This window comes from Caulobacter endophyticus, assembly GCF_003116815.1.
Taxonomy (GTDB): Bacteria; Pseudomonadota; Alphaproteobacteria; order Caulobacterales; family Caulobacteraceae; genus Caulobacter; species Caulobacter endophyticus.
Genome location: NZ_QDKQ01000028.1, coordinates 16,667 through 38,230, shown reverse-complemented (window position 1 = coordinate 38,230; position 21,564 = coordinate 16,667). Strand labels below are relative to the sequence as shown.

Below are 21,564 nucleotides of genomic sequence, written 5' to 3'. Positions count from 1 at the left end.
GATCAGGCCGGCTCCACCCGGAGCCGGCTCTCCACCACCGTAAGGCCGCGGCCGCGCAGGATCACGCGCGCGCCGCGGTTTTCGCATGACAGGTCCCCGCCCCGGCCGGGATAGGCCTGGTGGAACTCCAGAGACGTCTTGCCCAGCTTGTCGCCGTACAGCGGCATCAGCAGGCAGTGGGCCGAGCCCGTGGTCGGGTCCTCGGGAATGCCGAAGGCCGGGGCGAAGAACCGGCTGACCACGGCATAGGCCGCTCCCGGATCGGCCGTGGACACGGCGATCACCTGACCCGGCCCCGCGCTCGCGCCGCCGTCCAGGCGGTTCAGGGCGCCGAAGTCGGGCTTCAGCCCGCGCACTGTCGTCTCGTCCGCCAGCACCGCGATCAGATAGGCCCCGGCCCAGGTCTCGACCACCTCGGCGCCCAGCGCCTCGGCCAGCCCCGCCGGCGTCTCGACCCGGCGCGGCGGATCGGCGGGGAAATCCATTTCCAGCCGCTCGCCGTCGCGCCTGACCCGCAGCTCGCCCGAAAGGGTGTCGAAGGCCAGTTCCTCGACCTCGACGCCCAGCTCGACGAACAGGGCGTGGGCGGCCGCCAGGGTGGCGTGGCCGCACAACGGCGCCTCGATCGCGGGGGTGAACCAGCGCAGGCCGTAGCGGGCGGGATCGGCGGTCTTCAGCAGGAAGGCCGTCTCGGCCTGGTTGTTCTCGGCCGCCAGGGCCTGCATCCAGGCGTCGGACGGCCACCGGTCGAACGGTTCGACCACGCAGGCGGGGTTGCCCATGAAGGGCGCGGACGCAAACGCGTCGATGGTCCATTGGCGCATGGAAGGGCTCCTCGAACTCAGGCCGCGACGTTGAACGCCGGCAGGTAGGGGGTGATCGCCGCCAGGGCGCGGGCGACGTAGACGTCCTTCTCCCCCACCGGCGCGACGTAGTGGATGGCGGCCTGCGCCTGCTCCAGGCCGGCCAGCCGGGCGATCGTCCAGGCGGCCAGATACTGCGAGGCCAGGCAACCGCCGGCGGTGGCGACATTGCCGTGGGCGACGAACGGCGCGTCCAGCACCTTCACGCCGGCCTCGATCACCCACGGCTTGGTCGTCAGGTCGGTGCAGGCCGGCAGGTCGCCGATCAGGCCGAGCCTGGCCAGCAGCAGCGCGCCCGAGCATTGCGCGCCGATCAGCTGGCGCGCCGGGTCCAGCGCGATGCGCGACAGCAGGCCCGCGTCGGCGGCGATCTCGCGCGTCTTGGAGCCGCTGCCGATCAGCACGGCGTCGGCCTCGGCGACGAATTCGAGCGGCTGCTGGCGCTGGATGGTGACGCCGTTCAGCGAGGTGACTTCCGGTGTCGGCGCGGCGATATGGGCCGTCCAGCCTTGCGCCTTCATGCGACCCAGGATCGCCGAGGCGATGAACGAGTCCAGCTCGTTGAAGCCGTCGAACGTCAGAACCGCGATCCGCACCAGGGCCTCCTGTCAGGGCGAGACCCAAGCGGTAACGGGCAATGATCCATGAAGCAAAAGGAGTATTGCCACAGTGACAATACTCCGCGCCCGATCTGGCCTAGCTCTCGACGACCTTGGGCAGGCCGGCGCGGTAGACGAAGTTCCGCAGCCGCACCTGGCCGCTTCCGGCCGCATAGATTCCCAGCTTCAGGCTGATGAAGCCGCCGAACACATTGTGATGCATGCCCGACACCTCCATCCGCGTGCCGTGCCGGGTCCAGGTCGCGCCGTCGTCATGGGAATACCAGTAGGTGACGACGTGCTCATCGTTGCGGATTTTCAGGCGCAGGCTGCGGGCCTCGTGCGGGACCCGCGCCCAGGCCAGCTCCTCGGAATACTGGAAGGTCTTCAGCGCGTTCGGCGTGAAGCCCAGGCCGGCGAAGGCCTTGTGATTGTAGAACAGCAGGATTCCGGCCTCGGCCTCCCCCGTCAGGTCCAGCGATATCTCGGCCTCGTAGGCCCGGTCGCCGACGATGCAGGTCAGGGGCGAGCTGTCGATCGGCGAGGTCCCCCTGCCCTTCAGGGTTAGGGCCTTGCCGCCGTAGGTCGCGCGGGCGGCCTCGTCGGGCTTCGGCTCGTGGAAGGCCCACTGCACGCCCATGCGGTCGGCCGAGAAGTCGTCCGACAGCGACAGGCCCGAGGGTCCTGCCTTGCCGCCGCGCGGCTTGCGGATGGGCTTGGAGAGATCGCCGCCCAGGGGCTTGAACCAGCCGTCGGCGGTCCATTCGATGGGCTCCAGCAGGGTCTGGCGGCCCAGCGTCCAGTAACCGTTCTCGTAGCCGTGATAGACCATCCACCAGTCGCCGGCCGGGCCTTCGACCAGGCTGGCGTGGCCGCGCGACCACCAGGGCTCGTCCTTGCTGCGCGTGCGCACCAGCGGGTTGTGCGGGCAGTGCTCCCAGGGGCCGTGCACCGAGCGCGAGCGGGCGGCGATGACCATGTGGCCGGTGACCGGCCCGGCCGTGCCGCCGACGGCGGTGATCAGGTAGAACCAGCCGTTGTGGCGCAGGAGCTTGGGACCTTCGGGCGCGAAGTTCTCGACGATCCAGTCGTCGGGATAGCGCCAGGGGTCGTAGGCCTTTTCCAGTTGGCCGTCGGTGGCCAGGCCGTCGTCGGCGAGGCGGATCTTGCGCACGCCGTTGACGAAAAGATAGCGCCTGCCGTCCTCGCCGACCACGTGGCCCGGATCGATGCAGCCGCTGATCTTCAGGTCGACCGGGTCGCTCCACGGCCCCTCGATGCTGTCGGCCCAGATGGCGAAGATCGACCAGCCCTTCCCCGTCGGATCGGCCGGGATGTAGATGAAGTAGCGGCCCTCGTGCCTGACCAGATCCACCGCCCAGATCGTGCCGAGCGGCTTCTTCAGCGCCGGGCCGACCGGGGTCCAGTTCACGAGGTCCGTCGACTTCCAGATCACCAGGCCCGGATAGGCCAGGAACGACGAGAAGGTCATGTAGTAGACCTCGCCGTCCTTGAGGATCGTCGGGTCCGGGTGGTCGCCCGAGATGATGGGGTTCAGGTACGTGCCGTCGCCCCGGTCGGCGACGCGGCGACCGTCGGGACCCTTGCCCCAGGTCGGGGCGACCTTGTCGGCCGGCTTGGCCTCTGCGGCTTGCGCGGCCGGGGCCGGCGCGGCGGCGGCGCCCGCCAGGAGGCCTTTGAACAGAGTGCGGCGCGGCAGGGCCATGGGGGTCGCTCACGAAAATGATAGCGCTATCAATTTCCGTAGAGCGCTGCGCCCCGGTCGTCCAGAGCGCTCAGCCCTCGACGCTGATCTCCGGCCAGCGGGCCTTGGCCGAACCGGTGGTGCGCGCCCAGCCGCCCGCCCCCTTCACCCGCAGCGGATTGGGCCGCAGGCGCATGGCGAACAGGTCTTCCAGGCCGAACGGCGCCCAGACGCGCAAGGTCTCGTCGGCCTCCAGCCGCACGCCGACGCAGAAGGCGGTGGCCACGAACCGCTCCAAGGCCTCGGCGCTGGAGCGCAGGGCCGGATAGGGCTCGTCGGCGCCGAACTTCTTCTCGAACCACAGGTGCACCCGCGCCTGGTTGCGCACCTCCACCAGCTCGCGCAGCGGCGGCTCGAAGGCGGCGGCCACGCGCTGGATGACCACGTCCTCGGCCTCGTAGGAGGTGTCGCTGTCGTCGTGATAGGCGACGTCGTAGTCCTTGATGCCATAGTCCAGCGGACGGCCCGTCAGGTGGTTGAACACCGGCTGGTAGACCGCGCCGGAGAAGATCATCCAGTCGGGCAGATCAAGATCGCGGACGGTGCGCAACACCTGCATGGTCGTCGGCGTGGCGCGGACGATCTCGATCAGGCGGGTTTGGAGCTCGCTCATCCGCGCACCGGCCAGGCGTGATCGAGCGGCCCCTGACCCCGCCCGAGGCCCGGCGCGCGCAGCATGGCCTCGTGGACGTAGTTCCAGGCGCGGGCGACGGCGTCCGTCAGCGGCAGGCCTTGCGACAGGCCGGCGGCGATCGCCGAGGCCAGGGTGCAGCCGGTGCCATGGGTGTGGCGGGTGACGATCCGCTCGCCCTCGAAGCTGGTCTCGCCCTGGCGGGTGATCAGGAGGTCCACGACCCGCTCGCCCGCCACGTGGCCGCCCTTCATCAGGACGGCGTGAGCGCCCAGCTCCAGCAGGGCCTCGCCGGCGCGGCGCTGGTCGTCGATCGTCTCGACCGCAAGGCCGGTCAGGGCGCTGGCCTCGGGGGCGTTGGGGGTCAGCAGGGCCGCGCGCGGGATCATCAGCGACTTGACCGCATCGATCGCCCGATCGGCCAGCAGGGCTGCGCCGCCCTTGGCGATCATCACCGGATCCACGACGGCTGGAACCTGCGGAGCGCTGGCCAGCACGCGGGCCACGGTCTCGACCACGCCCACGTCGCCCAGCATGCCGGTCTTGAAGGCGTCGGCGCCGATGTCGTCGAGCACGGCGCGGGCCTGGGCCTCGATCACCTCCAGCGGGATCGGGTGGACGCCGGTGACGCCCAGGGTGTTCTGCACGGTGACGGCGGTGATCGCCGTGGCCGCGTAGCCGCCCAGGGCGGTGATGGTCTTGATATCGGCCTGGATGCCGGCGCCGCCGCCGGAATCGGATCCGGCCAGGACGAGCACGCGGCCCAGAAATCGTGAATCGGAAGAAGGCGCTTGGGTCACGCGCCTCTCCTACCCCGCTTTTGAACGCGGTTGAACCGGTGTCAGGCCGCGCCGAAGGCGGCGGTCAGGCGGTCGAACTGGGCCTGGACGGGGCGCGGGGCCTCGTCGACGGCGGCGGCCTCGACATACATGCGCTGGTCCAGGTGACGGACGCGCTCGTACAGGCGCTCGGAACGCTGCAGCAGGCTGACGAGGCCAAAGGGCAGGTCCTCGACGGCGGCCTGCTGTTCGCCGGCCTCCAGGGCCAGGCGGTAGTTCTCGGCGCAGGCGGCCTCGGGGGCCATCTCGCCTTCCTTCACCGCCCGCTGCACCAGAAGCCACGAGGCCACCTGCATCAGGCGCGTGGTCAGGCGCATGCTCTCGCTCGCATAGGCCAGGGCGGCGTTGCGCGAGAGGATCTTGCTGTCGTGTCGGCCGGCCCCGTCGAGATAGGCCGCGGTCTCCTCGACCAGCAGCATGCCCTCGTCGAAGGTGCGGTCGAACAATTCCGAGCGGGCGAAGTCCTGGATGACTCCTGCCCGCCAGGGGGCCGTGGACGCGTTCGGATCGGTCATGTCTACTCAATGCCCCTAAGGCCGCGAGGACGTCTCGCTTGACGGAGACGACTGCAACCCCCGTGCCAAGTCTTAACGTCCCGTTTAGCGACCGCCCGATTCGATAGCGACCGACAGGCGCAGAACAGCGTCCACTGCTAGCGTAAACCTTTCGTTAGTCTAGGCGACCAAACAGCGCATCGGCCGCCGCCCGTCCCGCTTTCTTCTTGCTGAGCTGGGCCTTGGTGCGGGCGATCTCGGCTTCAAGGGCCTCGATCCGCTCTTCCAGTTCCCGCACGCCGTAGATCTCGAGATCCTCGTGCGTGGCCGTGTTCAGCGCGTCGCCGCGGAACGCGCGCGGCTCGACCGGCTCTTCGATCATGGGTGACCTCCCTTTCCGACCGAACATGAGACGCCTACCTAGGGCGCAACGCAAGCGCGACGGAGCCAAAGCCGATGCCGGAAACCATGACCGCGATCGAGATCGAAGGCGGCAAGGGGGCGGCCGACGCCCTCCGCCCCGTGCAGGTCGAACGCCCCCAGCCGGCCCCCGGCGAGATCCTGATCCGCGTGCGCGCCGCCGGCGTCAATCGCCCGGACATCCTGCAGCGCCTGGGTTTCTATCCGCCGCCGCCGGGCGCGCCGACCACGCTGGGCCTCGAGGTCGCCGGCGAGGTCGAGGTCGCCGCCGGACGCTGGAAGGTCGGCGACAAGGTCTGCGCCCTGCTGGGCGGCGGCGGTTACGCGGAGTACGCCGCGGTCGACGCCCGCCAGGCCCTGCCGATCCCCGAAGGCTTCGATTTCGTCCAGGCCGCGGCCCTGCCCGAGACCGTCTTCACCGTCTTCGCCAACGTGTTCGAACATGGCGCGCTGAAGCCTGGCGAGACCATTTTGATTCATGGTGGGACGTCCGGTATCGGGACAACGGCGATCGCCATGGCCAAGGCGGCCGGCGCGATCGTCATCGCCACCGGCCGCGGGGCCGACAAGAAGGCCAGGGCGCTGGAGCTGGGCGCGGACCTCGCCGTCGACGCCAAGACCGAGGACTTCGCCGAAATCGCCAAGGCGGCGGGCGGCGTCGACGTGGTGCTCGACATGGTCGGGGCGGCCTATTTCGACAAGAACCTCGACGCCCTGAAGACCGGCGGCCGCATCGTCTACATCGCCGCCCTGGCCGGCGGGACGCTGGAGGTTCCGGTGATGAAGGTGATGCAGAAGCGCGCGGTGATCACGGGCTCGACCCTGCGCCCCCGTCCCGCCGACGAAAAGGCGCGCCTGGCCGCCGAGGTCGAGCGCACGGCCTGGCCGTGGATCGCGGCGGGCAAGCTCTCGCCGATCGTCGACGCGACCTTCCCCCTGGCCGAAGCGGCCAGGGCGCATGCGCACCTGGAGGCCGGCGAGCACGTGGGCAAGGTGGTGCTGACGACCTGACATGCTCCCCCTGAAGGGGGGCTGTCGCGGAGCGACTGAGGGGGAAGTGATAGCGACGTGTCAGCAGCCGCTTTCCCCTCCGGCCCTTCGGGGGGAGGATCTTGAGGCGCCAGCACGCGAAGCAAGAGATGATCGATCCCCGTTCCCTTTCGCTCAGAACCGCATTATAGCTCGGTGTTGAACAACCCCGCCCGGCCGAAAGGTCGGGCGCCGTCATTTCTGGAGGACCGCATGTCCGAGATCCTGATGCCCAAGGCGACCGCCGTCTGGCTCGTGGACAACACCTCGCTGAGCTTCGAGCAGATCGCCGACTTCTGCGGCCTGCACCCGCTGGAAGTCCGCGGCATCGCCGACGGCGAAGTGGCGCGCGACATCCGCGGCGCCGATCCGATCGGCAACGGCCAGCTGACCCGCGAAGAACTGGACAAGGCCCAGGGCAACCCGAACTACCGCATGAAGGCCCAGGTCAGCCGTCACGCCGAGCTGCTGAAGCCGCAGAAGAAGGCTCCGCGCTACACCCCGGTGTCGCGCCGCCAGGACCGTCCGGACGCCATCGCCTGGTTCATCCGACACCACCCGGAAGTGACCGACGCCCAGATCTCGAAGATCCTCGGCACGACCAAGGCCACCATCGAGCAGGTGCGCGCGCGCACCCATTGGAACGCGGCCAACATCAAGCCGGTCGATCCGGTGACCCTGGGCCTGGTCGGCCAGCTGGAGCTCGACGCCCTGGTCAAGAAGGCCGCCGAGAAGAAGGCCAAGGACGACGCCAAGAAGGGCATCGTCGCCGAAGACCCCACCCTGCGCCCGGCGGCCGAAACCGCCTATCTCAGCGAGGAAGAGCAGGAAGAGCGCGACATCCGCGCCTCGCGCGCCGAGCCCAAGGCCGAAGACGTGTTCGGCTCGTTCTCGGGCAATGTCGACGACGAGGACGACGAGGACTGATCCTCGTCCGCTTCGGACAGCAAAAAGGCCCATCCGACGCTCGGATGGGCCTTTTCTATATCTCGTGAGGCTTAATGGAGCCGGGCTCGAAGCCCCTCTATCTCCTCCTTGAGCCTGAGCTTCTGCCGCTTGAGCTCTCGGAGCCTGGTGGCGTCGCTACCCGGACGGTTGGTCTCCTCCTGGATCGTGCGGTCGAGGTTCTCGTGACGGGACCCCAGCTCGCGGATACGGGATTCGATGGCCATCGGTGAGGCCTCCTTTTGGGCTGTTGACGCAAGGAGTGAACACCCGCTGGCCCGGACTGTCAGATCACATATGATTGCAACCAGCAGCGCTTGACGTGGCGCCGCTTCATCCCGTGACGGACGAAAATTCACCATGACGGACGCTCAAGCACCCGCCTCCAAGCCTCGTCTGATCGTCGGAATCTCCGGCGCCTCGGGCGCGCTGTACGGCCTGCGCACCCTGGCGGCCTGCCGCGACCTGGGCGTCGAGAGCCACCTGGTGATGAGCAAGTCGGCGGCCCTGACCCTGACCCAGGAGACCGGACTTTCGGTCGGCGACGTGGCGGCCATGGCCGACGTCGCCCACCGGATCGGCGACGTCGGGGCCTCGATCGCCTCGGGCTCGTTCCGCACCCTGGGCATGATCGTCGCCCCCTGTTCGGTGCGGACTATGAGCGAGATCGCCACCGGCGTGACCTCCTCCCTGCTGACCCGCGCCGCCGACGTGGCGCTGAAGGAGCGACGGCGGCTGGTGCTGATGGTGCGCGAAAGCCCGCTGCACCTTGGCCACCTTCGCACCCTGACCCAGCTGTCCGAGATGGGCGCGGTGATCGCCCCGCCGGTTCCGGCGTTCTACGCCAGGCCCGCCTCGATCGAGGAGATGGTCGACCAGTCGGTCGGCCGCGCCCTGGATCTTTTCGGCCTCTCCTGGGGTCCGGTGAAGCGCTGGGGCGAAGACCTGCCCACCGTCAACCAAACGGACGAAAATTAACGGCCATGCGGTTCTGGGACTGGGCGCTATCCGTCTATGCGCGACAGCCTGTCGCAGCCGCCTGCCTGCACCTGCAGGACGCCCACGGCCAGAACGTGCCGTTCCTGCTGTGGGCCGCCTGGGCGGCGCTTGAGGGCCGGACCGTCGACCTGCCGCGGGCCGCGGCCCTGGTCCGCGCCTGGGACGCCGAGGTCGGCGCGCCCCTGCGCGGCGTGCGCCGGGCGCTGAAGCCCGCCCGTCCCGACATCGACGACGCCGCCCGCGAGGCCTTCCGCGAGCAGGTCAAGGCCGCCGAACTGGCCGGCGAGAAGCTGCTGATGGAAAGCCTGGAGGCCGCCTGCGGCCCGCTGGCCGCCACCCGCGACGTCTACGGGGCCCTGCTGGCCGCCGCCCGCGCCGTCGGCGCCCCGCCGCACGAGGCGGCCCTGGCCCGACTTGCCGACGCCCTCGCCTGACACGCCCGAGAGACCTTTACCGGCCGTCAGGCTTTGCTATCTATCACCGCCTTCGGACTAGGGCTCAGACAGGGGGAACGTCCATGAATGATGACGATCCTTCGGAAGACACCGTCATCGCGGTGGAGCGCCGCCTGGCGACGCTGCGCGAGGAGCACCAGGATCTTTCCGACGCCGTGACGGCCCTGGAGGAACGCCCCCAGCCCGACATGCTGCAGATCGCCCGCCTCAAGCGCCGCAAGCTGGCCTTGAAGGACGAGATCGTACGCCTCGAAGACCAGGTGACGCCGGATATCATCGCCTGAACAAGATGCTCCCCCTGAAGGGGGAGCTGTCGCGAAGCGACTGAGGGGGAAGCAACGTCCCACGCCAGCGGCTTCACGATCTCAGCAGAAACTTCCCCCTCCGGCCCTCCGCCCCCCTTCAGGGGGAGGATCTGGGTTCGGGGGAGGTTTCCAGACCCCTACTCCAGATCCCCCGGCCCGAACGCCTGCGGCAGCAGGCTCCAGAACGGCGTGCGGACGGTCGCCGCCCCGCCCTGCACCGAGACGATCTCGCAGGTCTTGCTGGCGAACTCGCCGATGCGCTGGCGGCAGGCGCCGCAGGGCTGGACGACCGCGTCCGATCCGGCGGCGATGTAGACGCGCTCGATCCTGCGGCCGCCGGCCGTGATCATCGCGCCGATGGCGGTCTGCTCGGCGCAGGTGCCCGACGGATAGGCCGCGTTCTCGACATTGACGCCGAAATGCACCCCGCCCTGGTCGTCGACGACGGCGCTGGCGACGGTGAAGTTGGAATAGCGGGCGTAGGACCGCGCCAGATAGGCCGGCAGCCGCGCGGCGACGGCGGCTTCGTCGGCGTCTGAAAAGTCGGAAGAAAGTCGTGCGGCGCTCATGCCATCCCTCGGATCCCGGCAGGATCGCGCCGGGAACCGAGGCAATCAGTCGCGGGACGGTTATGCAAGCGCAAACCGCACGCCGAGCATCAGCTTTCGCCGGGCGCCAGGGCGACGATCGACAGGGCGTGCACCGGGCCGGCCATCTCCTCGCTCAGGGCCTGGAAGATCAGGCGCTGGCGCGCCACGCGCGGCTTGCCGGCAAAGGCCTGAGCCTCGATCGTCAGGTTGAAGTGGCTCTCGCCGCCCTCGCGGTGGCCGGCATGGCCGTTGTGGCGGTCGCTGTCGTCGACCAGCTCCAGCCGGGTCGGCGAAAAAGCGGCTTTGAGCTTGGCTTCGATGGTGTCCGCGACGGCGCCCATGGTGATCTCCGGCATGTCAATCCTTGAACGGAAATAGCCTGCGCTTACTCTAAGCGCCATGAGCCGCGCGTTCGAGTATCGCCCCAAGTTCTTCGACATCCGAGTCCGCCCGCCCAAGCCGGGCGAGGAGGAGGGTCCGCGCGCGGACGACGTCTACAAGCTCAAGCCCGGCCAGAAACGGTGCGACCACGCCGACTGCCTGCGTCCGGCCGACGCCAAGGCGCCCAAGAGCCGCGACCTGCCCGGCCAGTACTACAACTTCTGCCAGCAGCACGCGGCCGAGTACAACAAGAACTGGAACTTCTACGCCGGCATGAACGAGGGTCAGATTCGCGCCGAGCAGGAGCGCGAGAAGATGACCGGCGGCCGGCCGACCTGGAGCATGAAGGCCGACGCCGGCTCGCGCGAGGCCGCCGCCGCCGCCGCCCGCGACGCCCGCAACATGGCCGACCCCTTCGGCCTGTTCCGCGCCCAGCAGCGCCGCGCCGAGTCGGCCGCTTCCGGCCGCGCGATCGGCAAGCTGGAGCGCCAGGCCCTGGCCGACATGGACCTGGACGTCGACGCAGACGCCCAGGCCATCCGCACGCGCTACAAGGAACTGCTCAAGCGCTGCCACCCCGACATGAACGGCGGCGACCGCAGCGCCGAGCACAAGCTCCAGCGCGTGATCAAGGCCTACAAGACCCTGCAGAAGTCGGGCCTGGCCAAGTAGGCCCCTGGCCGCCCCGCCCTTCCCCACCCGCCGCCTTCGGCGACCGCGAGCACGAAAACGGCCCCGCCCTTGGGGCGAGGCCGTTCGAAACACATCAGTCAGGCCCGAAGGCCCCCAAAGGGGCTTCAGTCGTCGCGATGGACGCGTTCACGGCGCTCGTGACGCTCCTGGGCCTCGAGGCTCAGGGTGGCGGTCGGGCGGGCGTCGAGACGGGCCAGGCCGATAGGCTCGCCGGTCTCTTCGCAGTAGCCGTAGCTGCCGTCTTCGACGCGGCGCAACGCCTGGTCGATCTTGGAGATCAGTTTCCGTTGCCGGTCGCGGGTCCGCAGTTCCAACGCCCGGTCGGTTTCCGACGACGCCCTATCGGCGAGGTCGGCATGGTTTTCAGTTTCAGTCTGAAGATGGGACACCGTCTCGCGAGATTCGCGGAGGATCTCTTCCTTCCAGCCGAGCAGCTTCTGCTTGAAATATTCAAGCTGACGCTCGTTCATGAAAGGCTCGTCGTCCGAAGGACGATAGGTGTCCGGTTCTTTAAGAACAGTGGCCGTCTGCATCAACGCCTCACGCCCCGATGAACTCCGCCCTGAGCGGGCGGTGTGCTTATACCAAAACGATAGCCCCGTTCAATGAACGTCGCATGAGTGGCGCGTTCAGGCGCGCGAGCGCCTGCGAACCGCCCATGCAGGCGACGGCGACTCACGCTGACGGCGAGCTTCGCCGCACCGACCGGGGCTGTAAAATCGCGGGAAAGGGAAAGAGGTTCCATCCCGCTGTTCCTCAAGCGCCGCGCATGACGGCCAGCTTGGCCTCTTCGACGGCGGCGCGCGTCTCGATCTCGTTGAGCAGGCTCTGCAATTTCGGATCGTCGACGGATTCGCGATGCTCGCGGACGGCCCGCTTGAGCTTGTCGATCGTGCCGGGGGAGACCTCCCCGTCCAGCACGGCGATCTTCAGGCCGTCGAGAATGTCGAGGATGTCGTCGGCCCTGCGGATGGCCCGACGCTTGCGCTCGGTCGGATCCATGTTGGCCTGCAGGGCCAGCAGGGCGTCCAGCGAGCCCACGCCCGCCAGGCCCCCGGCCGCCGCGGTTCCGGCGACGCCGCCGGCCGCGCCGACGCTGGGCAACGCAAAGCTGGACCCGCCGCCCGTCGGCCGCGCGCGTGATGCGCCAGCCGCGCCCACGCCTCCCGTGCTCGAAACCTTCATGACGACCGTCGCTCCACAGCTGGTCTTGAACGCCTACATATAGGGAGTCGCGCTCCCCGATGAGAACTCATATTCGAGAAGCGCGCTTGCGGTATGGTTAATGCCGGGCAGAATCTGCCGGACAGGATTGTCGCACGCGTTTTTGCCCGCCCCACACATTGATTTTCCTCATCTTTTCCGTTGGCCCGGTTCTGGCATGGGCCGCGACGGAATTGCGTCCTCGATGTGGAAGTCCATGCGTCGTTCACTTTTCAGCTCCGTTCTCGCCGGCCTGGCCCTCGCGGCCATGACCGTTGTCGCCGCCCCGGCCGCCGCCAAGTCGCGGATCAAGGACATCGTCGCCGTCGAAGGCGTGCGCGATAACCACCTGATCGGCTACGGCATCGTCACCGGCCTCAACGGCACGGGCGACAGCCTGCGCAACGCGCCGATGACCAAGCAGAGCATGGAAGCCCTCCTGGAGCGCCAGGGCGTCAACGTCCGCGACGCCAACCTCAACGCCAAGAACTCCGCGGCGGTCATGGTCACCGCCAAGCTGCCGCCCTTCGCCGCCACCGGTTCGAAGATCGACGTCTCGGTCTCGGCAATGGGCGACGCCAAGAGCCTGCAGGGCGGCACCCTGCTGGTCACCGCGCTGCAAGGCGCCGACGGCCAGACCTACGCCGTCGCGCAAGGCCAGGTGCAGACCGGCGCGGTGTCGGCCGGCGGCGCCTCGGGCAGCTCGATCAGCCGCGGCGTGCCGACCGCCGGCCGCATCGCCGCCGGCGCTGACGTCGAGCGCGAGACCGGCTTCCAGATGGTGGCCATGAGCGAGCTGCGCCTGTCGCTGCGCAACCCCGACTTCACGACCTCGCGCCGCATCGCCGACGCCATCAATTCGAAGTTCCCGGGCTGCGCCCAGGCCCAGAACCCGACCATCGTCGCCATCCGCTCGCCGGCCGGCATGGACATGATCAGCTTCGTGACCGCCATCGAGAACCTGGAAGTCGAGCCCGACGGCCCGGCCAAGGTGATCATCGACGAGGTCAACGGCGTGGTGGTGATGGGCGACGACGTCCGCATCAGCCAGGTGGCGATCGCCCAGGGCAACCTGACCATCTCGGTCCAGGAGACCCCGGCCGTCAGCCAGCCCGCCCCGTTCAGCCAGGGCCGCACCGCGGTCGTCCCGCAATCGGCGATCAGCATCGACGAGGAAAAGGGCAAGAAGCTGATCACGCTCGGCGGCGGCGCGTCGCTGAAGAGCCTGGTCGGCGGCCTCAACGCCCTGGGCGTCACCCCGCGCGACATGATCACCATCCTGCAGGCGGTGAAGGCCGCCGGCGCCCTGCAAGCCGACATCGAGGTGATGTGATGAGCAGCTTCGCCCTCACCTCGCCGCCGATCACCGGCCTGACCGCCAGCCAGGGCCCGACGGCCGCCTCGGCCGCCGAGCTGCTCAAGCGCGGCAAGATCAAGGAAACGGCCCAGAAGTTCGAAGCCTCGTTCCTGTCGGTGATGATGCAGTCGATGTTCGAGGGCGTGAAGACGCCCGAGCCCTTCGGCGGCGGCCAGGGCGAGGAGATGTTCAAGTCGCTGCTGACCGACGCCATGGCCAAGGAAGTCACCAAGTCGGGCGGGATCGGCGTCGCCGCCACCGTCCAGCGCGAGATGCTGAAGATGCAGGGCCTGCAGGAGGCCGCCCAATGATGACCTCCGCCCCCCTCTCCGCCTCTGACGAGCGCGTCGAACAGCTGATCATCCTGACCGAGCGCCTGACCGACCTGATCGCCAGGCAGGCCACCGCCTTCGAGGCCCGCCGCCCGCACGAGGCCGCCCGCCACGTCGAGGAGACGGCCAAGCTGGCCAATGTCTATCGCCACGAGTCGGCCCGGGTGCGCGGCAACGTCGCCCTGGTCCAGGCCGCCCAGCCCGACCGTCGCCGCCGGCTGGTCCGCGCCACCGAGGCCTTCGACGCGGTCCTCGCCCGCCAGTCGCGCGCCATCGCCGCCGCCAAGACCGTCACCGAGGGCCTCGTCCGCGCCGTCGCCAACGAAATCGCCGCCCAGCGCCCGCAGGCCGCCGGCTACGGCCCCAGCGCCCACGGCGCCGGCTACGCCAACAACGCCACCGCGATCACCCTGAACCGCAAGGCGTGAGCCTCGCCACAAGGGCGAGGAAGACGGATTCAGGAACCTCCCCCCGTGGGGGAGGCGGCCGTAGGCCGGTGGGGGGAAGTTTTCAGCGTGCTGTGGGCCGGCCGGTTTCCCACCGCTCCCCCCACCGATCGCTTCGCGATCGCCTCCCCCACAGGGGGAGGTTCCCGGTTATGGGGATAGAGCAGCGTGGATCCGCGGCGCTCGCCGAAAAATCCTGAACGATATCACTTGCTTGTAACTTTTTCACGCTCATCAATCAGACGCGCTCAAACCCACTGCATAATCATTGGGTCCCGTCGCAGGGAGAGGGCGCAAGGATCCGGCCCGAAGCGTGCGACGTGGATGCGATCGAGCGGGGCTGAGGGAGCGGCGTGAGCCGGGCCTGAAGGCTTAAATGAGGATGGGGGACGTAAACCCATCCATCGGGAGCTTGCCTGACTAGGCTCCCGCCCGTCCAAGGGTTCGCGCCGCCATGCACGCCTGGCCGTCAAGAAACGGGGAGCACTGCATGGGGAAGGGGCACAGGGCGGAAGAGGCCCGCGCGTCCCGGCCTGAGGACAAACGATCGCGCGGGGCGTCTATGCTTCGTCGAAACGGTACTTAGAACTCACACATCCGGGCGAAGCCCGGACGCCCCGCGCCCTCTCCATAAGCTCAGCGGCAAGCCGCGTGAGAGCGCGAGCCCGTACCCAAAGATCCTCCCCCTGAAGGGGGAGGTGGCCCAAAGGGCCGGAGGGGGAAGTCCCTGATGAGGTCAGTGCGCCATCAAAGGCAGCAGTCACTTCCCCCTCAGTCGCTCCGCGACAGCTCCCCCTTCAGGGGGAGCATCTAGTGCGAGAGCCGAAAGGCGAGGCTACTCCACCCCCGCCACGGCCAGCAGCGCCGCCAGGCCGACCTGCATGCCCTTCAGGGTCTCGCCCTTCTCGATGTCGATCCACTCGTCCAGGGCGTGGGCGCGGCCGCCCTTGCCGCCGGCGCCGATGGTGATGGCCGGGACGCCCAGGCTCATGGGCAGGTTGGCGTCGGTGGACGAGGCCTCGTGCTCGGGCGTAAAGCCCAGGGCCGAGATCGCCGCGGCCGTGGCCGTGACGATCGTCGCCTGCGGATCGGCGCCGCCGGCCGGGCGCTCGCCGATCACCTTGGCGTCGTAGGAGATCACCCCCGGCTTGGTCGAGCGGGCGGCGTTCTCGCCGGCCACGGCCTTGTCGAGGATGCCGATGAAGGTCTGGTCCAGCCTGGCCAGTTCGGCGGCGCTTTCCGAGCGCATGTCGAACTCCAGGAAGATCTGGTTGGGGATCGAGTTCACCGAGGTGCCCCCGCCCACCACGCTGGCCGAATAGGTGGTCTTGGGATCGGCCGGCGGCTTGACCGCATAGAGGTCGACCACCGACTGGGCCATGGCCGTCATCGGATTGACCACGCCGAACGCGCCGTAGCTGTGGCCGCCCGGCCCCTTGAAGGTGACGCGATAGCGCTTGGAGCCCACGCCGCGGTCGACGATCCGCGACGGATCCGAGCCGTCCATCGAGAAGAAGGCGCTGATCCGGCCCTGGTATTTGCCCTTGGTGAAGAGGTGCTTGACCCCGCGCAGGTCGCCCGGCCCCTCCTCGCCCACATTGCCGACGAACAGGATGTCGGCCCTGGTCTTGATCTTGGCCGCGTCCATCGCCCGCACATAGGCCAGCAGCACGGCCAGCGAGCGGGTGTCGTCGCCGATGCCCGGGGCCGAGAGCTTGGTCCCCTCGCGCTTGACCTTCACGTCGGTGCCTTCGGGGAAGACGGTGTCGAGGTGGGCGGCGATGACCACGAACGGGCCCTTGCCCTTGGTCGCCGTCCCGGCCCGCACGCCCATGACGTTGCCCTCGGCGTCCATCTCGACGTCGGTCAGGCCCACGGCCTTGAGCATCTCCAGATAGGCCTTGGCGCGCTTTTCCTCCTTGAACGGCGGCGCGGGGATCTCGGTCAGGGTGACGATGTCGGCGACGGTGCGATCGTAATCGGCGTCCAGTTGCCTGACCGCGGCCTTGAAACCCTGGCCGCCGACGATCTTCTGCACGGCCTTGACCGAGGTGTCGGTCTTCTCGGCGGCGTCGGCCTCGGGACCGTAGAGGGCGCCGGCCGCGAACAGCGAGGCGGCGAACAGCATCGAACGCGACAGACGGCGCATGGGCGAAGGCTCCGATTCCAGGTGCGCCGACCAGAGCGGGGCGGCAGCGCGCTTGGCAATCCCCAAATCATCTGGCCCCAAATGATCTGGACGCGTCCTCTGGACGAACGCCGCTCGCCACCCGACATTGACCCTTCGTAAGCCACTCCGTCCGGAACCCAAGCCATGGCCCACCTGAAAGTCGCCGCCGCGCTCGCGGGCCTTGGCCTGCTGCTGTCGACCGCTCCCGCCCTGGCCCAGCCTCCCGTCACGGGTCCTCTGGGCGTGGCCGGCAAATGGACGCTGGACCTGTCGCGCTCGCGCTTCAACGAGGGCCTGACCGGAACCGCGCCGATCAGCGGCGAGCTCGACATCACCAAGGACGACGGCAAGGCGATCGCCTGGACGCTGGTCGAGGAGGACGACGAGGGCGTGGCCGCCATCCAGTTCGCCGACGCGGCCCTGGACGGCTCGCCGACCCGGGCCGTGGTCAACTTCAACTTCGTGACCCTCAGCGTCGAGCGCACCGGCCAATCGAGCGTGGCGGTGATGACCCACGGCCAGACCGGCCGCCGCCAGAGCATGCGCGTCGGCGTCACCGCGCCCGACACCATCCTGGTCGAGCAGGACATCGACGGAAAGCCCGGCCCGCCGGACCAGAGTCTGGTCTTCGTGCGGAAGAAGTGAAGGAACCTCCCCCTCTGGGGGAGGCGATCGCGCAGCGATCGGTGGGGGGCTTGGCGCTATAGCCGGCCAGGACCGCGGCGGCTGAAAACTTCCCCCCGCCGGCCTTCGGCCGCCTCCCCCAGAGGGGGAGGATCTCCAAGCCTCAGTCCGCGTGAACCCGGTCCACCCGCGGCGCGAACATGTAGCCCGCATGGCGCACGGTCCGCACCATCTGCGCCCCGCCCTCGGCGCGGCGCAGCTTGCTCCGCAGGCGGCTGATGGTGACGTTGATCTGCTGGGGCGGGGCCTTGCTGCGGGCCTCGGGCGGCCCCTGCTGCAGCTGGTCGCGGGTGAGGATCTGCTGGGGCTTGGCCACCAGGGTCCACAGCACCAGGAACTCGGCCGAGGACAGGTTCACCGAGTCGCCGCGCGGATCGAACAGCTCGTGGGTGGCCACGTTCAGCCGCCAGCCGCTGAACTGGTAGACCGGCGGGGCGGCGATCGGCTCGGGCGCGCGCCAGGCCTGGCGGCGGCGCACCGCCGCGCGGATGCGGGCGGCGGTTTCGCGCGGGCGGAACGGCTTGGCGATATAGTCGTCGACGCCCATCTCCAGGCCCACGACCACGTCGCTCTCGTCGTCGACGGCGCTGACCACCACCACGCCCGGGGCGGGGTTGAGGCGGCGCAGGCGGGCGCAGACCGACAGGCCCGCCTCGTCGGGCAGCAGGATGTCCATCACGACCAGCTCGATCTGGGTGCGGCCCAGGATCTGGTCCATCTCGCGGGCCGAGGCGGCCTCGAGCACTTCCAGGTCGAACCGGCCCAGCAGCGAGCTGATGGCGGCGCGGGAGTCGACGTCGGGGTCGACGATGAGCAGGCGGGGTCTCACGGGCGTTCTCAGAACATCGCCCGGCCGACAAGCCGGGCCGAATAACGGGTCTGGCGACGTGAGGCCTCGGCCCCGCCCTCCAGGGCGAAATAGGAAAGGTCGGAGCCGGCGCGCAGGGCGAGATTCAGCGTCACCGCATCGGTGCGCTCGGCGTTGGCCAGGATCGTGAACGGCGTGCCGCCCGAGTACCAGGCCGTGGTGTCGGCGTACTTGCCGGCCAGGCTCTTGCGATATCCGACGCGGACCTCGGGACGAACCCAGACCTCCTTGCCGAACTCGCGGCCGAAGGCCACGCCGATGTCGCCCGACAGGTTGTCGAACTTGCGCGCGGCCACGGTCTGGTCGAAGCCCTCGCCGCCGCCGTGCTCCTTGCGCTCGCCTTCCCACAGGTAGACGTAGTCGAGGCGCGCCTCGGGGCGGATGTAGTTGCGGCCGAACCTGTGCTCGTAGCCGACGCCGGCGAAAGCGTTGGTGGTGAAGCCGTTCCACGAGGCGGTGTTGGTGATCGCCACGTCCGCGACATCGTCGCCGTCGACGTCCTCGCTGATGAAGCTGCGGTCGCCGTTGAAGCGGATGTAGCCAAGGCTTCCGCCGAGGTTGAAGCGCCAGCCGCCCACCGACCGGCGCCAGTAGGTTCCGGCCTGGAACAGCGAGGCGGTCGTCTCCTCGCCCACCTTGGCGGCGGTGTCCTTCTCTTCCAGGCTGGCGAAGGCCAGCGTGACGCCCAGCGCCCCGCCGGCGTCGCCCATGGCCTCGTAACCAGCGACCAGGCCGGTGGCCTTGGTGTCCGAGCCCAGGTTCTCGCCATCCTCGATGCGCACCAGGCTGTTGATCTCCTGCACCCAGACGCTGTCGGGACCGTAGCGGTCCTGGCCGTCAGGCCGGATGGCGGTCGAGGCCGAGATCTGCTGCTGCACCGCCTGCAGGGTGGTGAACATGCCCTCGCCGGTGCTGGGCAGCATCTGGTTGTAGAGATTGTAGAAGCCGTCGCTGGTCGACTGGCTCAGGAAGGCGCTGGCGATGTCGTCGTCGGCGCTCAGCGCGGCGAAGGTCGCGTCATACGCCGCGGTCTGACCCGTGGTCATGCCGGCCTCGGCGGCCGTGCGGCGGCGCACGTCGATCAGGACGTCGTTATCCTGCGTGCGGGCCTGGGCGACGTAGAGGTAGGGCGCGTCGCCCAGCAGGTCCTGGTCGATCTCGCCGGCCGTCAGGGTCCCGGCCGAGATCACCTTGAAGGTGCTGGCGTCGGTCAGCAGGTTGTTGAAGACCAGGCCCAGGTTGGCGCCGCTGGCGATGGTGGCGGTGTCGACCACCAGCTGGGTCGAAGTCCCGGCGTTGGGATCGACCGTGAACACCAGGGTGCTTTCCGAGCCCAGGTTCAGGCTGGTGGCCTTGATCGTGTCGGTGTTGGTGATCAGCAGGCCGCCATTGCCGATGTTGATCGAGAGCTTGCCGTCGCTGTCGTAGAGGCCGCCGATCGCATGGGCCGTGCCGTCGATGTTCAGCGTGTCGGCGCCGTCGCCGAACGACATGTCGCCGATCAGGGTTCCGTTCAGCAGGTTCAGGGTGTCGTCGCCCGAGCCGAGCAGCACCTGGCCGATGATCGTCGGCTCGTCGGCGTCGTCCACGCCGTCGCCGTCGGTATCGGTGTCGGCCACCCCGTCGTCGTCGTCGTCGCCGTCGTTGACGCCGGTCTGGGTGATGGTCACGCCGGTGGTGTTGGCCTGCAGGTTGATGGCGACCGCCTTGCCGGTGACCGTCTCGTTCGAGGCGTCGGTGTCGCTGTCGTCGGTGTCATAGTCGTCGTCGGTGGCCACCACATAGGCGGCGATCGTGCCGGTGTTGGTGATGCTGGTCAGCGTGCCCGAGCGGTCGACGATGGCGTTGGCGTCGCCGGTCTCGCCCGAAAGGGTGGCCAGGATGCTGCCGCTGTTGACGACCGAGTTCATGGTCGCGCCGGCCTCGATCAGCAGGGCGTAGGCGTTCGAGCCGCCCTCGGCCTCGACCGAACCGCTGAGCGCGCCGCTGTTGTCGAGGATCGAAGCGATCGCGCCCGAGGTCAGGTGCAGGCCCATGGCGTCGGCCTCGTAGGCGCTGGCCGAGATCGAGCCTTCCAGGTTGATGCCGTTGACGACCTGGGTCTCGTAGCCGGCCGAGCCGCCGATCTGCACGCCGGTGGCCGCAACGCCCGCATGGACGCCATAGGCGCCGACCGAACCGCGGATGACGAGGCCGTAGTCGTAGATCCCCTCCCCGGCCGAGCCGAGGGTGATCGCCTGGCTGTTGGAGCCGATCTGGATCGCCGGCGCGCCGCCATAGACGTAGACGGCGGCCGTACCCTCGTCGCTGTCGGTGACGCCGTCGCCGTCCTCGTCGTCGGAGGTGTCGTCGTTGGTGTCCTCGGGCGGGGCGTCCAGCACCAGGCCCTTGGAGACGTTGCTGGTGATCTTCACCGCCGAGCCGCCCTGCAGCAGGTCGTCGGCGTCCAGCAGGGCCTCGTCGTCGGGATCGGTGTAGCGGCTGGTGTAGCGATAGCCGGTGGCGGTGATCGTGCCCTGGACGATGACCGAGCCGTCGACCTCGCCATCGACCGCCAGGCCGACGCTATTGGCGCCCAGCACCGTGATCGAGCCGTCGCTGACGATATTGCCCGTCACCTTGGCGGTGCTGCGAACACCATAGCCGTCGTCGCCGGTGACGGCGATCGAGCCCGAGTTGAGGATGTCGCCGATCACCGACGACTCCAGCATGATCCCGACCGAGCTGGCGCCCTCGATGGTGATGGTCCCGCTGTTCTCGATCGTGCCGGTATAGTCGCCCGAGCCAGTCAGGCGGACGCCGTAGCGGTTGGTCCCCAGCGCGAACTGGCCGTCATAGTCGCCGTCGCTGTCGCTATCGACGTAGTCGTAGTCCTCGGTCAGGCTGATCGTGCCGCCGTTGGTCACCGTCGAGGTGACGCCGCCGTTGATCAGTATGCCGGTGGAACTGGAGACGTCGACGCTCTTCAACGTGCCGTTGTTGGTCAGGGTGTTGCTGCTGTCGACCGTCGCGATCGCGCCAGCGGCGCTGTAGGTGATCACCCCGTCGGTGGTCACCTTGACGTCGTCGGCCGCACCGCTCGCGGCCGTCGAGGTGGCGATCGGCGTCGTGCGGCTGCTGCTGGTGACTTCCGTCTCGGCGGCCGCTTGGGCGGCGTGCAGCAGCATCGGCAGGGCGGCGGCCGAGAGGATCAGAAGCTTACGCGACATGGAGGACCCGCTTGAAGGAACCTCCGAGGCTTAGGGGCCCTGCATGGCCCAGGCGTGTCTCGCAAATTTCCGCGCGGCTACGGCGAGCGGCACGCCGATACACTTCCGTTTCAAAGCGGCCGGAAGGTTGTCGCCAGCGTGCAGGCTCGCCCGCCAAGTGTTGCGACCGGCCGGCGAAAACGGCGATTTAGACGCCGTCGCAAGAATGTCCACGGCGGAGCGGGCGCGTCCAAGCCGCCGATTCCGCGATCGGCGATGATGGCTCCATCGACCAAGGAGCCCCGCCA

The 21,564-nt window shown here is 68.9% G+C and carries 25 protein-coding genes; 10 read left to right on the top strand and 15 right to left on the bottom strand.

All coding sequences use genetic code 11. The annotated features are described in order from the left end of the window. Nucleotides 1-2 precede the first annotated feature (2 nt). The 7 genes from DDF67_RS06220 to DDF67_RS06190 form a co-directional block, all read right to left on the bottom strand. Entirely contained in the window at nucleotides 3-824 is an 822-nt protein-coding gene (locus DDF67_RS06220) for a PhzF family phenazine biosynthesis protein (RefSeq protein ID WP_109100048.1), read from the bottom strand. A gap of 17 nt (nucleotides 825-841) precedes the next feature. Continuing rightward, the gene (locus DDF67_RS06215) at nucleotides 842-1,459 is read right to left on the bottom strand and encodes a DJ-1/PfpI family protein (protein ID WP_109100047.1); all 618 of its coding nucleotides are present in this window, start codon (nucleotides 1,457-1,459) and stop codon (nucleotides 842-844) included. Nucleotides 1,460-1,559: 100 nt separating this feature from the next. Continuing rightward, on the bottom strand, nucleotides 1,560-3,188 hold the full coding sequence (locus DDF67_RS06210) for a family 43 glycosylhydrolase (RefSeq protein ID WP_109100046.1): 1,629 nt from the start codon (nucleotides 3,186-3,188) through the stop codon (nucleotides 1,560-1,562). Between the two features lie 70 nt (nucleotides 3,189-3,258). Then, on the bottom strand, nucleotides 3,259-3,840 hold the full coding sequence (locus tag DDF67_RS06205; protein ID WP_109100045.1) for a nucleotidyltransferase family protein: 582 nt from the start codon (nucleotides 3,838-3,840) through the stop codon (nucleotides 3,259-3,261). Next, nucleotides 3,837-4,625 (bottom strand): bifunctional hydroxymethylpyrimidine kinase/phosphomethylpyrimidine kinase, encoded by a 789-nt coding sequence (gene thiD / locus DDF67_RS06200; RefSeq protein ID WP_109100131.1) that lies wholly within the window; start codon nucleotides 4,623-4,625, stop codon nucleotides 3,837-3,839. The genes DDF67_RS06205 and thiD overlap by 4 nt, the downstream gene beginning before the upstream one ends. Before the next feature lie 74 nt (nucleotides 4,626-4,699). Continuing rightward, on the bottom strand, nucleotides 4,700-5,212 hold the full coding sequence (gene rcdA / locus DDF67_RS06195) for a protease adaptor protein RcdA (protein ID WP_058350123.1): 513 nt from the start codon (nucleotides 5,210-5,212) through the stop codon (nucleotides 4,700-4,702). Between the two features lie 154 nt (nucleotides 5,213-5,366). After that, nucleotides 5,367-5,573 carry a DUF1192 domain-containing protein gene (locus DDF67_RS06190; protein ID WP_101712357.1) on the bottom strand — a complete coding sequence of 69 codons (207 nt, stop codon included), beginning with the start codon at nucleotides 5,571-5,573 and terminating at the stop codon, nucleotides 5,367-5,369. A 74-nt stretch (nucleotides 5,574-5,647) separates the two neighbouring features. Here DDF67_RS06190 and DDF67_RS06185 point away from each other — a divergent pair, with 74 nt between their 5' ends. Together DDF67_RS06185 and DDF67_RS06180 are read left to right on the top strand one after the other, a co-directional pair. Beyond that, nucleotides 5,648-6,622 carry an NAD(P)H-quinone oxidoreductase gene (locus DDF67_RS06185; RefSeq protein ID WP_109100044.1) on the top strand — a complete coding sequence of 325 codons (975 nt, stop codon included), beginning with the start codon at nucleotides 5,648-5,650 and terminating at the stop codon, nucleotides 6,620-6,622. Nucleotides 6,623-6,853: 231 nt separating this feature from the next. After that, nucleotides 6,854-7,567: a DUF1013 domain-containing protein gene (locus DDF67_RS06180; RefSeq protein WP_109100043.1), complete on the top strand. Its 714-nt coding sequence runs from the start codon at nucleotides 6,854-6,856 to the stop codon at nucleotides 7,565-7,567. 71 nt (nucleotides 7,568-7,638) lie between these two features. Here the strand turns inward: DDF67_RS06180 and DDF67_RS06175 are convergent, their stop codons facing one another. Further along, nucleotides 7,639-7,812, bottom strand: a complete 174-nt coding sequence (locus DDF67_RS06175; protein WP_058346543.1) for a YdcH family protein — start codon at nucleotides 7,810-7,812, stop codon at nucleotides 7,639-7,641. A 133-nt stretch (nucleotides 7,813-7,945) separates the two neighbouring features. Between DDF67_RS06175 and DDF67_RS06170 the strand changes: the two genes are divergently transcribed. The 3 genes from DDF67_RS06170 to DDF67_RS06160 all read left to right on the top strand — a co-directional run bounded on the left by DDF67_RS06170 (nucleotide 7,946) and on the right by DDF67_RS06160 (nucleotide 9,323). Then, nucleotides 7,946-8,563 carry a UbiX family flavin prenyltransferase gene (locus DDF67_RS06170; RefSeq protein ID WP_109100042.1) on the top strand — a complete coding sequence of 206 codons (618 nt, stop codon included), beginning with the start codon at nucleotides 7,946-7,948 and terminating at the stop codon, nucleotides 8,561-8,563. A gap of 5 nt (nucleotides 8,564-8,568) precedes the next feature. Continuing rightward, nucleotides 8,569-9,018 carry a TIGR02444 family protein gene (locus tag DDF67_RS06165; RefSeq protein ID WP_109100041.1) on the top strand — a complete coding sequence of 150 codons (450 nt, stop codon included), beginning with the start codon at nucleotides 8,569-8,571 and terminating at the stop codon, nucleotides 9,016-9,018. 83 nt (nucleotides 9,019-9,101) lie between these two features. Continuing rightward, a complete protein-coding gene (locus tag DDF67_RS06160) occupies nucleotides 9,102-9,323 on the top strand; it encodes a YdcH family protein (RefSeq protein ID WP_101720125.1) in 222 nt (73 codons plus the stop codon). Between the two features lie 158 nt (nucleotides 9,324-9,481). On the opposite strand, the gene cdd is transcribed toward DDF67_RS06160, so the two are convergent. Both cdd and DDF67_RS06150 read right to left on the bottom strand, forming a co-directional pair. Then, the gene (gene cdd, locus DDF67_RS06155) at nucleotides 9,482-9,913 is read right to left on the bottom strand and encodes a cytidine deaminase (protein ID WP_109100040.1); all 432 of its coding nucleotides are present in this window, start codon (nucleotides 9,911-9,913) and stop codon (nucleotides 9,482-9,484) included. 89 nt (nucleotides 9,914-10,002) lie between these two features. Then, entirely contained in the window at nucleotides 10,003-10,275 is a 273-nt protein-coding gene (locus DDF67_RS06150) for a BolA family protein (protein WP_109100130.1), read from the bottom strand. A gap of 58 nt (nucleotides 10,276-10,333) precedes the next feature. Here DDF67_RS06150 and DDF67_RS06145 point away from each other — a divergent pair, with 58 nt between their 5' ends. After that, nucleotides 10,334-10,987, top strand: coding sequence for a J domain-containing protein (locus DDF67_RS06145; RefSeq protein WP_109100039.1), 654 nt, complete (start codon nucleotides 10,334-10,336; stop codon nucleotides 10,985-10,987). Between the two features lie 125 nt (nucleotides 10,988-11,112). Here the strand turns inward: DDF67_RS06145 and dksA are convergent, their stop codons facing one another. After that, nucleotides 11,113-11,541, bottom strand: a complete 429-nt coding sequence (gene dksA / locus DDF67_RS06140; protein WP_058346549.1) for an RNA polymerase-binding protein DksA — start codon at nucleotides 11,539-11,541, stop codon at nucleotides 11,113-11,115. 223 nt (nucleotides 11,542-11,764) lie between these two features. Beyond that, on the bottom strand, nucleotides 11,765-12,193 hold the full coding sequence (gene fliX, locus DDF67_RS06135) for a flagellar assembly regulator FliX (protein ID WP_109100038.1): 429 nt from the start codon (nucleotides 12,191-12,193) through the stop codon (nucleotides 11,765-11,767). Nucleotides 12,194-12,428: 235 nt separating this feature from the next. On the opposite strand from fliX, the gene DDF67_RS06130 reads away from it, so the two are divergent. The 3 genes from DDF67_RS06130 to DDF67_RS06120 are packed head-to-tail and all read left to right on the top strand — an operon-like array spanning nucleotide 12,429 to nucleotide 14,328. Further along, entirely contained in the window at nucleotides 12,429-13,544 is a 1,116-nt protein-coding gene (locus DDF67_RS06130) for a flagellar basal body P-ring protein FlgI (protein ID WP_109100129.1), read from the top strand. Next, complete coding sequence (locus DDF67_RS06125; protein ID WP_109100037.1) at nucleotides 13,544-13,879, top strand: rod-binding protein; 336 nt, start codon at nucleotides 13,544-13,546, stop codon at nucleotides 13,877-13,879. Before DDF67_RS06130 ends, DDF67_RS06125 begins: the two co-directional genes overlap by 1 nt. Then, nucleotides 13,879-14,328 carry a flagellar basal body protein gene (locus tag DDF67_RS06120; RefSeq protein WP_109100128.1) on the top strand — a complete coding sequence of 150 codons (450 nt, stop codon included), beginning with the start codon at nucleotides 13,879-13,881 and terminating at the stop codon, nucleotides 14,326-14,328. Before DDF67_RS06125 ends, DDF67_RS06120 begins: the two co-directional genes overlap by 1 nt. An 853-nt stretch (nucleotides 14,329-15,181) precedes the next feature. Here DDF67_RS06120 and DDF67_RS06110 read toward each other — a convergent pair. Next, the gene (locus tag DDF67_RS06110) at nucleotides 15,182-16,495 is read right to left on the bottom strand and encodes a M20/M25/M40 family metallo-hydrolase (protein WP_109100035.1); all 1,314 of its coding nucleotides are present in this window, start codon (nucleotides 16,493-16,495) and stop codon (nucleotides 15,182-15,184) included. 165 nt (nucleotides 16,496-16,660) lie between these two features. Here DDF67_RS06110 and DDF67_RS06105 point away from each other — a divergent pair, with 165 nt between their 5' ends. Continuing rightward, entirely contained in the window at nucleotides 16,661-17,161 is a 501-nt protein-coding gene (locus DDF67_RS06105) for a hypothetical protein (RefSeq protein WP_109100034.1), read from the top strand. 142 nt (nucleotides 17,162-17,303) lie between these two features. On the opposite strand, the gene DDF67_RS25265 is transcribed toward DDF67_RS06105, so the two are convergent. Beyond that, the gene (locus DDF67_RS25265; RefSeq protein ID WP_158278005.1) at nucleotides 17,304-18,029 is read right to left on the bottom strand and encodes a response regulator; all 726 of its coding nucleotides are present in this window, start codon (nucleotides 18,027-18,029) and stop codon (nucleotides 17,304-17,306) included. An 8-nt stretch (nucleotides 18,030-18,037) separates the two neighbouring features. Then, entirely contained in the window at nucleotides 18,038-21,277 is a 3,240-nt protein-coding gene (locus DDF67_RS06095; protein ID WP_109100033.1) for an autotransporter outer membrane beta-barrel domain-containing protein, read from the bottom strand. Nucleotides 21,278-21,564 lie beyond the last annotated feature (287 nt).

Coding starts and splice junctions, on each gene's coding strand:
- DDF67_RS06125 (WP_109100037.1), top strand. CDS start 13,544: ATGAGCAGCTTCGCCCTCACCTCGCCGCCGATCACCGGCCTGACCGCC.
- DDF67_RS06130 (WP_109100129.1), top strand. CDS start 12,429: ATGCGTCGTTCACTTTTCAGCTCCGTTCTCGCCGGCCTGGCCCTCGCG.
- cdd (WP_109100040.1), bottom strand. CDS start 9,913: ATGAGCGCCGCACGACTTTCTTCCGACTTTTCAGACGCCGACGAAGCC.
- fliX (WP_109100038.1), bottom strand. CDS start 12,193: ATGAAGGTTTCGAGCACGGGAGGCGTGGGCGCGGCTGGCGCATCACGC.
- DDF67_RS06205 (WP_109100045.1), bottom strand. CDS start 3,840: ATGAGCGAGCTCCAAACCCGCCTGATCGAGATCGTCCGCGCCACGCCG.
- DDF67_RS06160 (WP_101720125.1), top strand. CDS start 9,102: ATGAATGATGACGATCCTTCGGAAGACACCGTCATCGCGGTGGAGCGC.
- DDF67_RS06170 (WP_109100042.1), top strand. CDS start 7,946: ATGACGGACGCTCAAGCACCCGCCTCCAAGCCTCGTCTGATCGTCGGA.
- DDF67_RS06145 (WP_109100039.1), top strand. CDS start 10,334: ATGAGCCGCGCGTTCGAGTATCGCCCCAAGTTCTTCGACATCCGAGTC.
- DDF67_RS06180 (WP_109100043.1), top strand. CDS start 6,854: ATGTCCGAGATCCTGATGCCCAAGGCGACCGCCGTCTGGCTCGTGGAC.
- DDF67_RS06185 (WP_109100044.1), top strand. CDS start 5,648: ATGCCGGAAACCATGACCGCGATCGAGATCGAAGGCGGCAAGGGGGCG.
- DDF67_RS06175 (WP_058346543.1), bottom strand. CDS start 7,812: ATGGCCATCGAATCCCGTATCCGCGAGCTGGGGTCCCGTCACGAGAAC.
- DDF67_RS06190 (WP_101712357.1), bottom strand. CDS start 5,573: ATGATCGAAGAGCCGGTCGAGCCGCGCGCGTTCCGCGGCGACGCGCTG.
- dksA (WP_058346549.1), bottom strand. CDS start 11,541: ATGCAGACGGCCACTGTTCTTAAAGAACCGGACACCTATCGTCCTTCG.
- DDF67_RS06120 (WP_109100128.1), top strand. CDS start 13,879: ATGACCTCCGCCCCCCTCTCCGCCTCTGACGAGCGCGTCGAACAGCTG.
- DDF67_RS06095 (WP_109100033.1), bottom strand. CDS start 21,277: ATGTCGCGTAAGCTTCTGATCCTCTCGGCCGCCGCCCTGCCGATGCTG.
- DDF67_RS06105 (WP_109100034.1), top strand. CDS start 16,661: ATGGCCCACCTGAAAGTCGCCGCCGCGCTCGCGGGCCTTGGCCTGCTG.
- DDF67_RS06150 (WP_109100130.1), bottom strand. CDS start 10,275: ATGGGCGCCGTCGCGGACACCATCGAAGCCAAGCTCAAAGCCGCTTTT.
- DDF67_RS06110 (WP_109100035.1), bottom strand. CDS start 16,495: ATGCGCCGTCTGTCGCGTTCGATGCTGTTCGCCGCCTCGCTGTTCGCG.
- DDF67_RS06210 (WP_109100046.1), bottom strand. CDS start 3,188: ATGGCCCTGCCGCGCCGCACTCTGTTCAAAGGCCTCCTGGCGGGCGCC.
- DDF67_RS06165 (WP_109100041.1), top strand. CDS start 8,569: ATGCGGTTCTGGGACTGGGCGCTATCCGTCTATGCGCGACAGCCTGTC.
- rcdA (WP_058350123.1), bottom strand. CDS start 5,212: ATGACCGATCCGAACGCGTCCACGGCCCCCTGGCGGGCAGGAGTCATC.
- DDF67_RS06220 (WP_109100048.1), bottom strand. CDS start 824: ATGCGCCAATGGACCATCGACGCGTTTGCGTCCGCGCCCTTCATGGGC.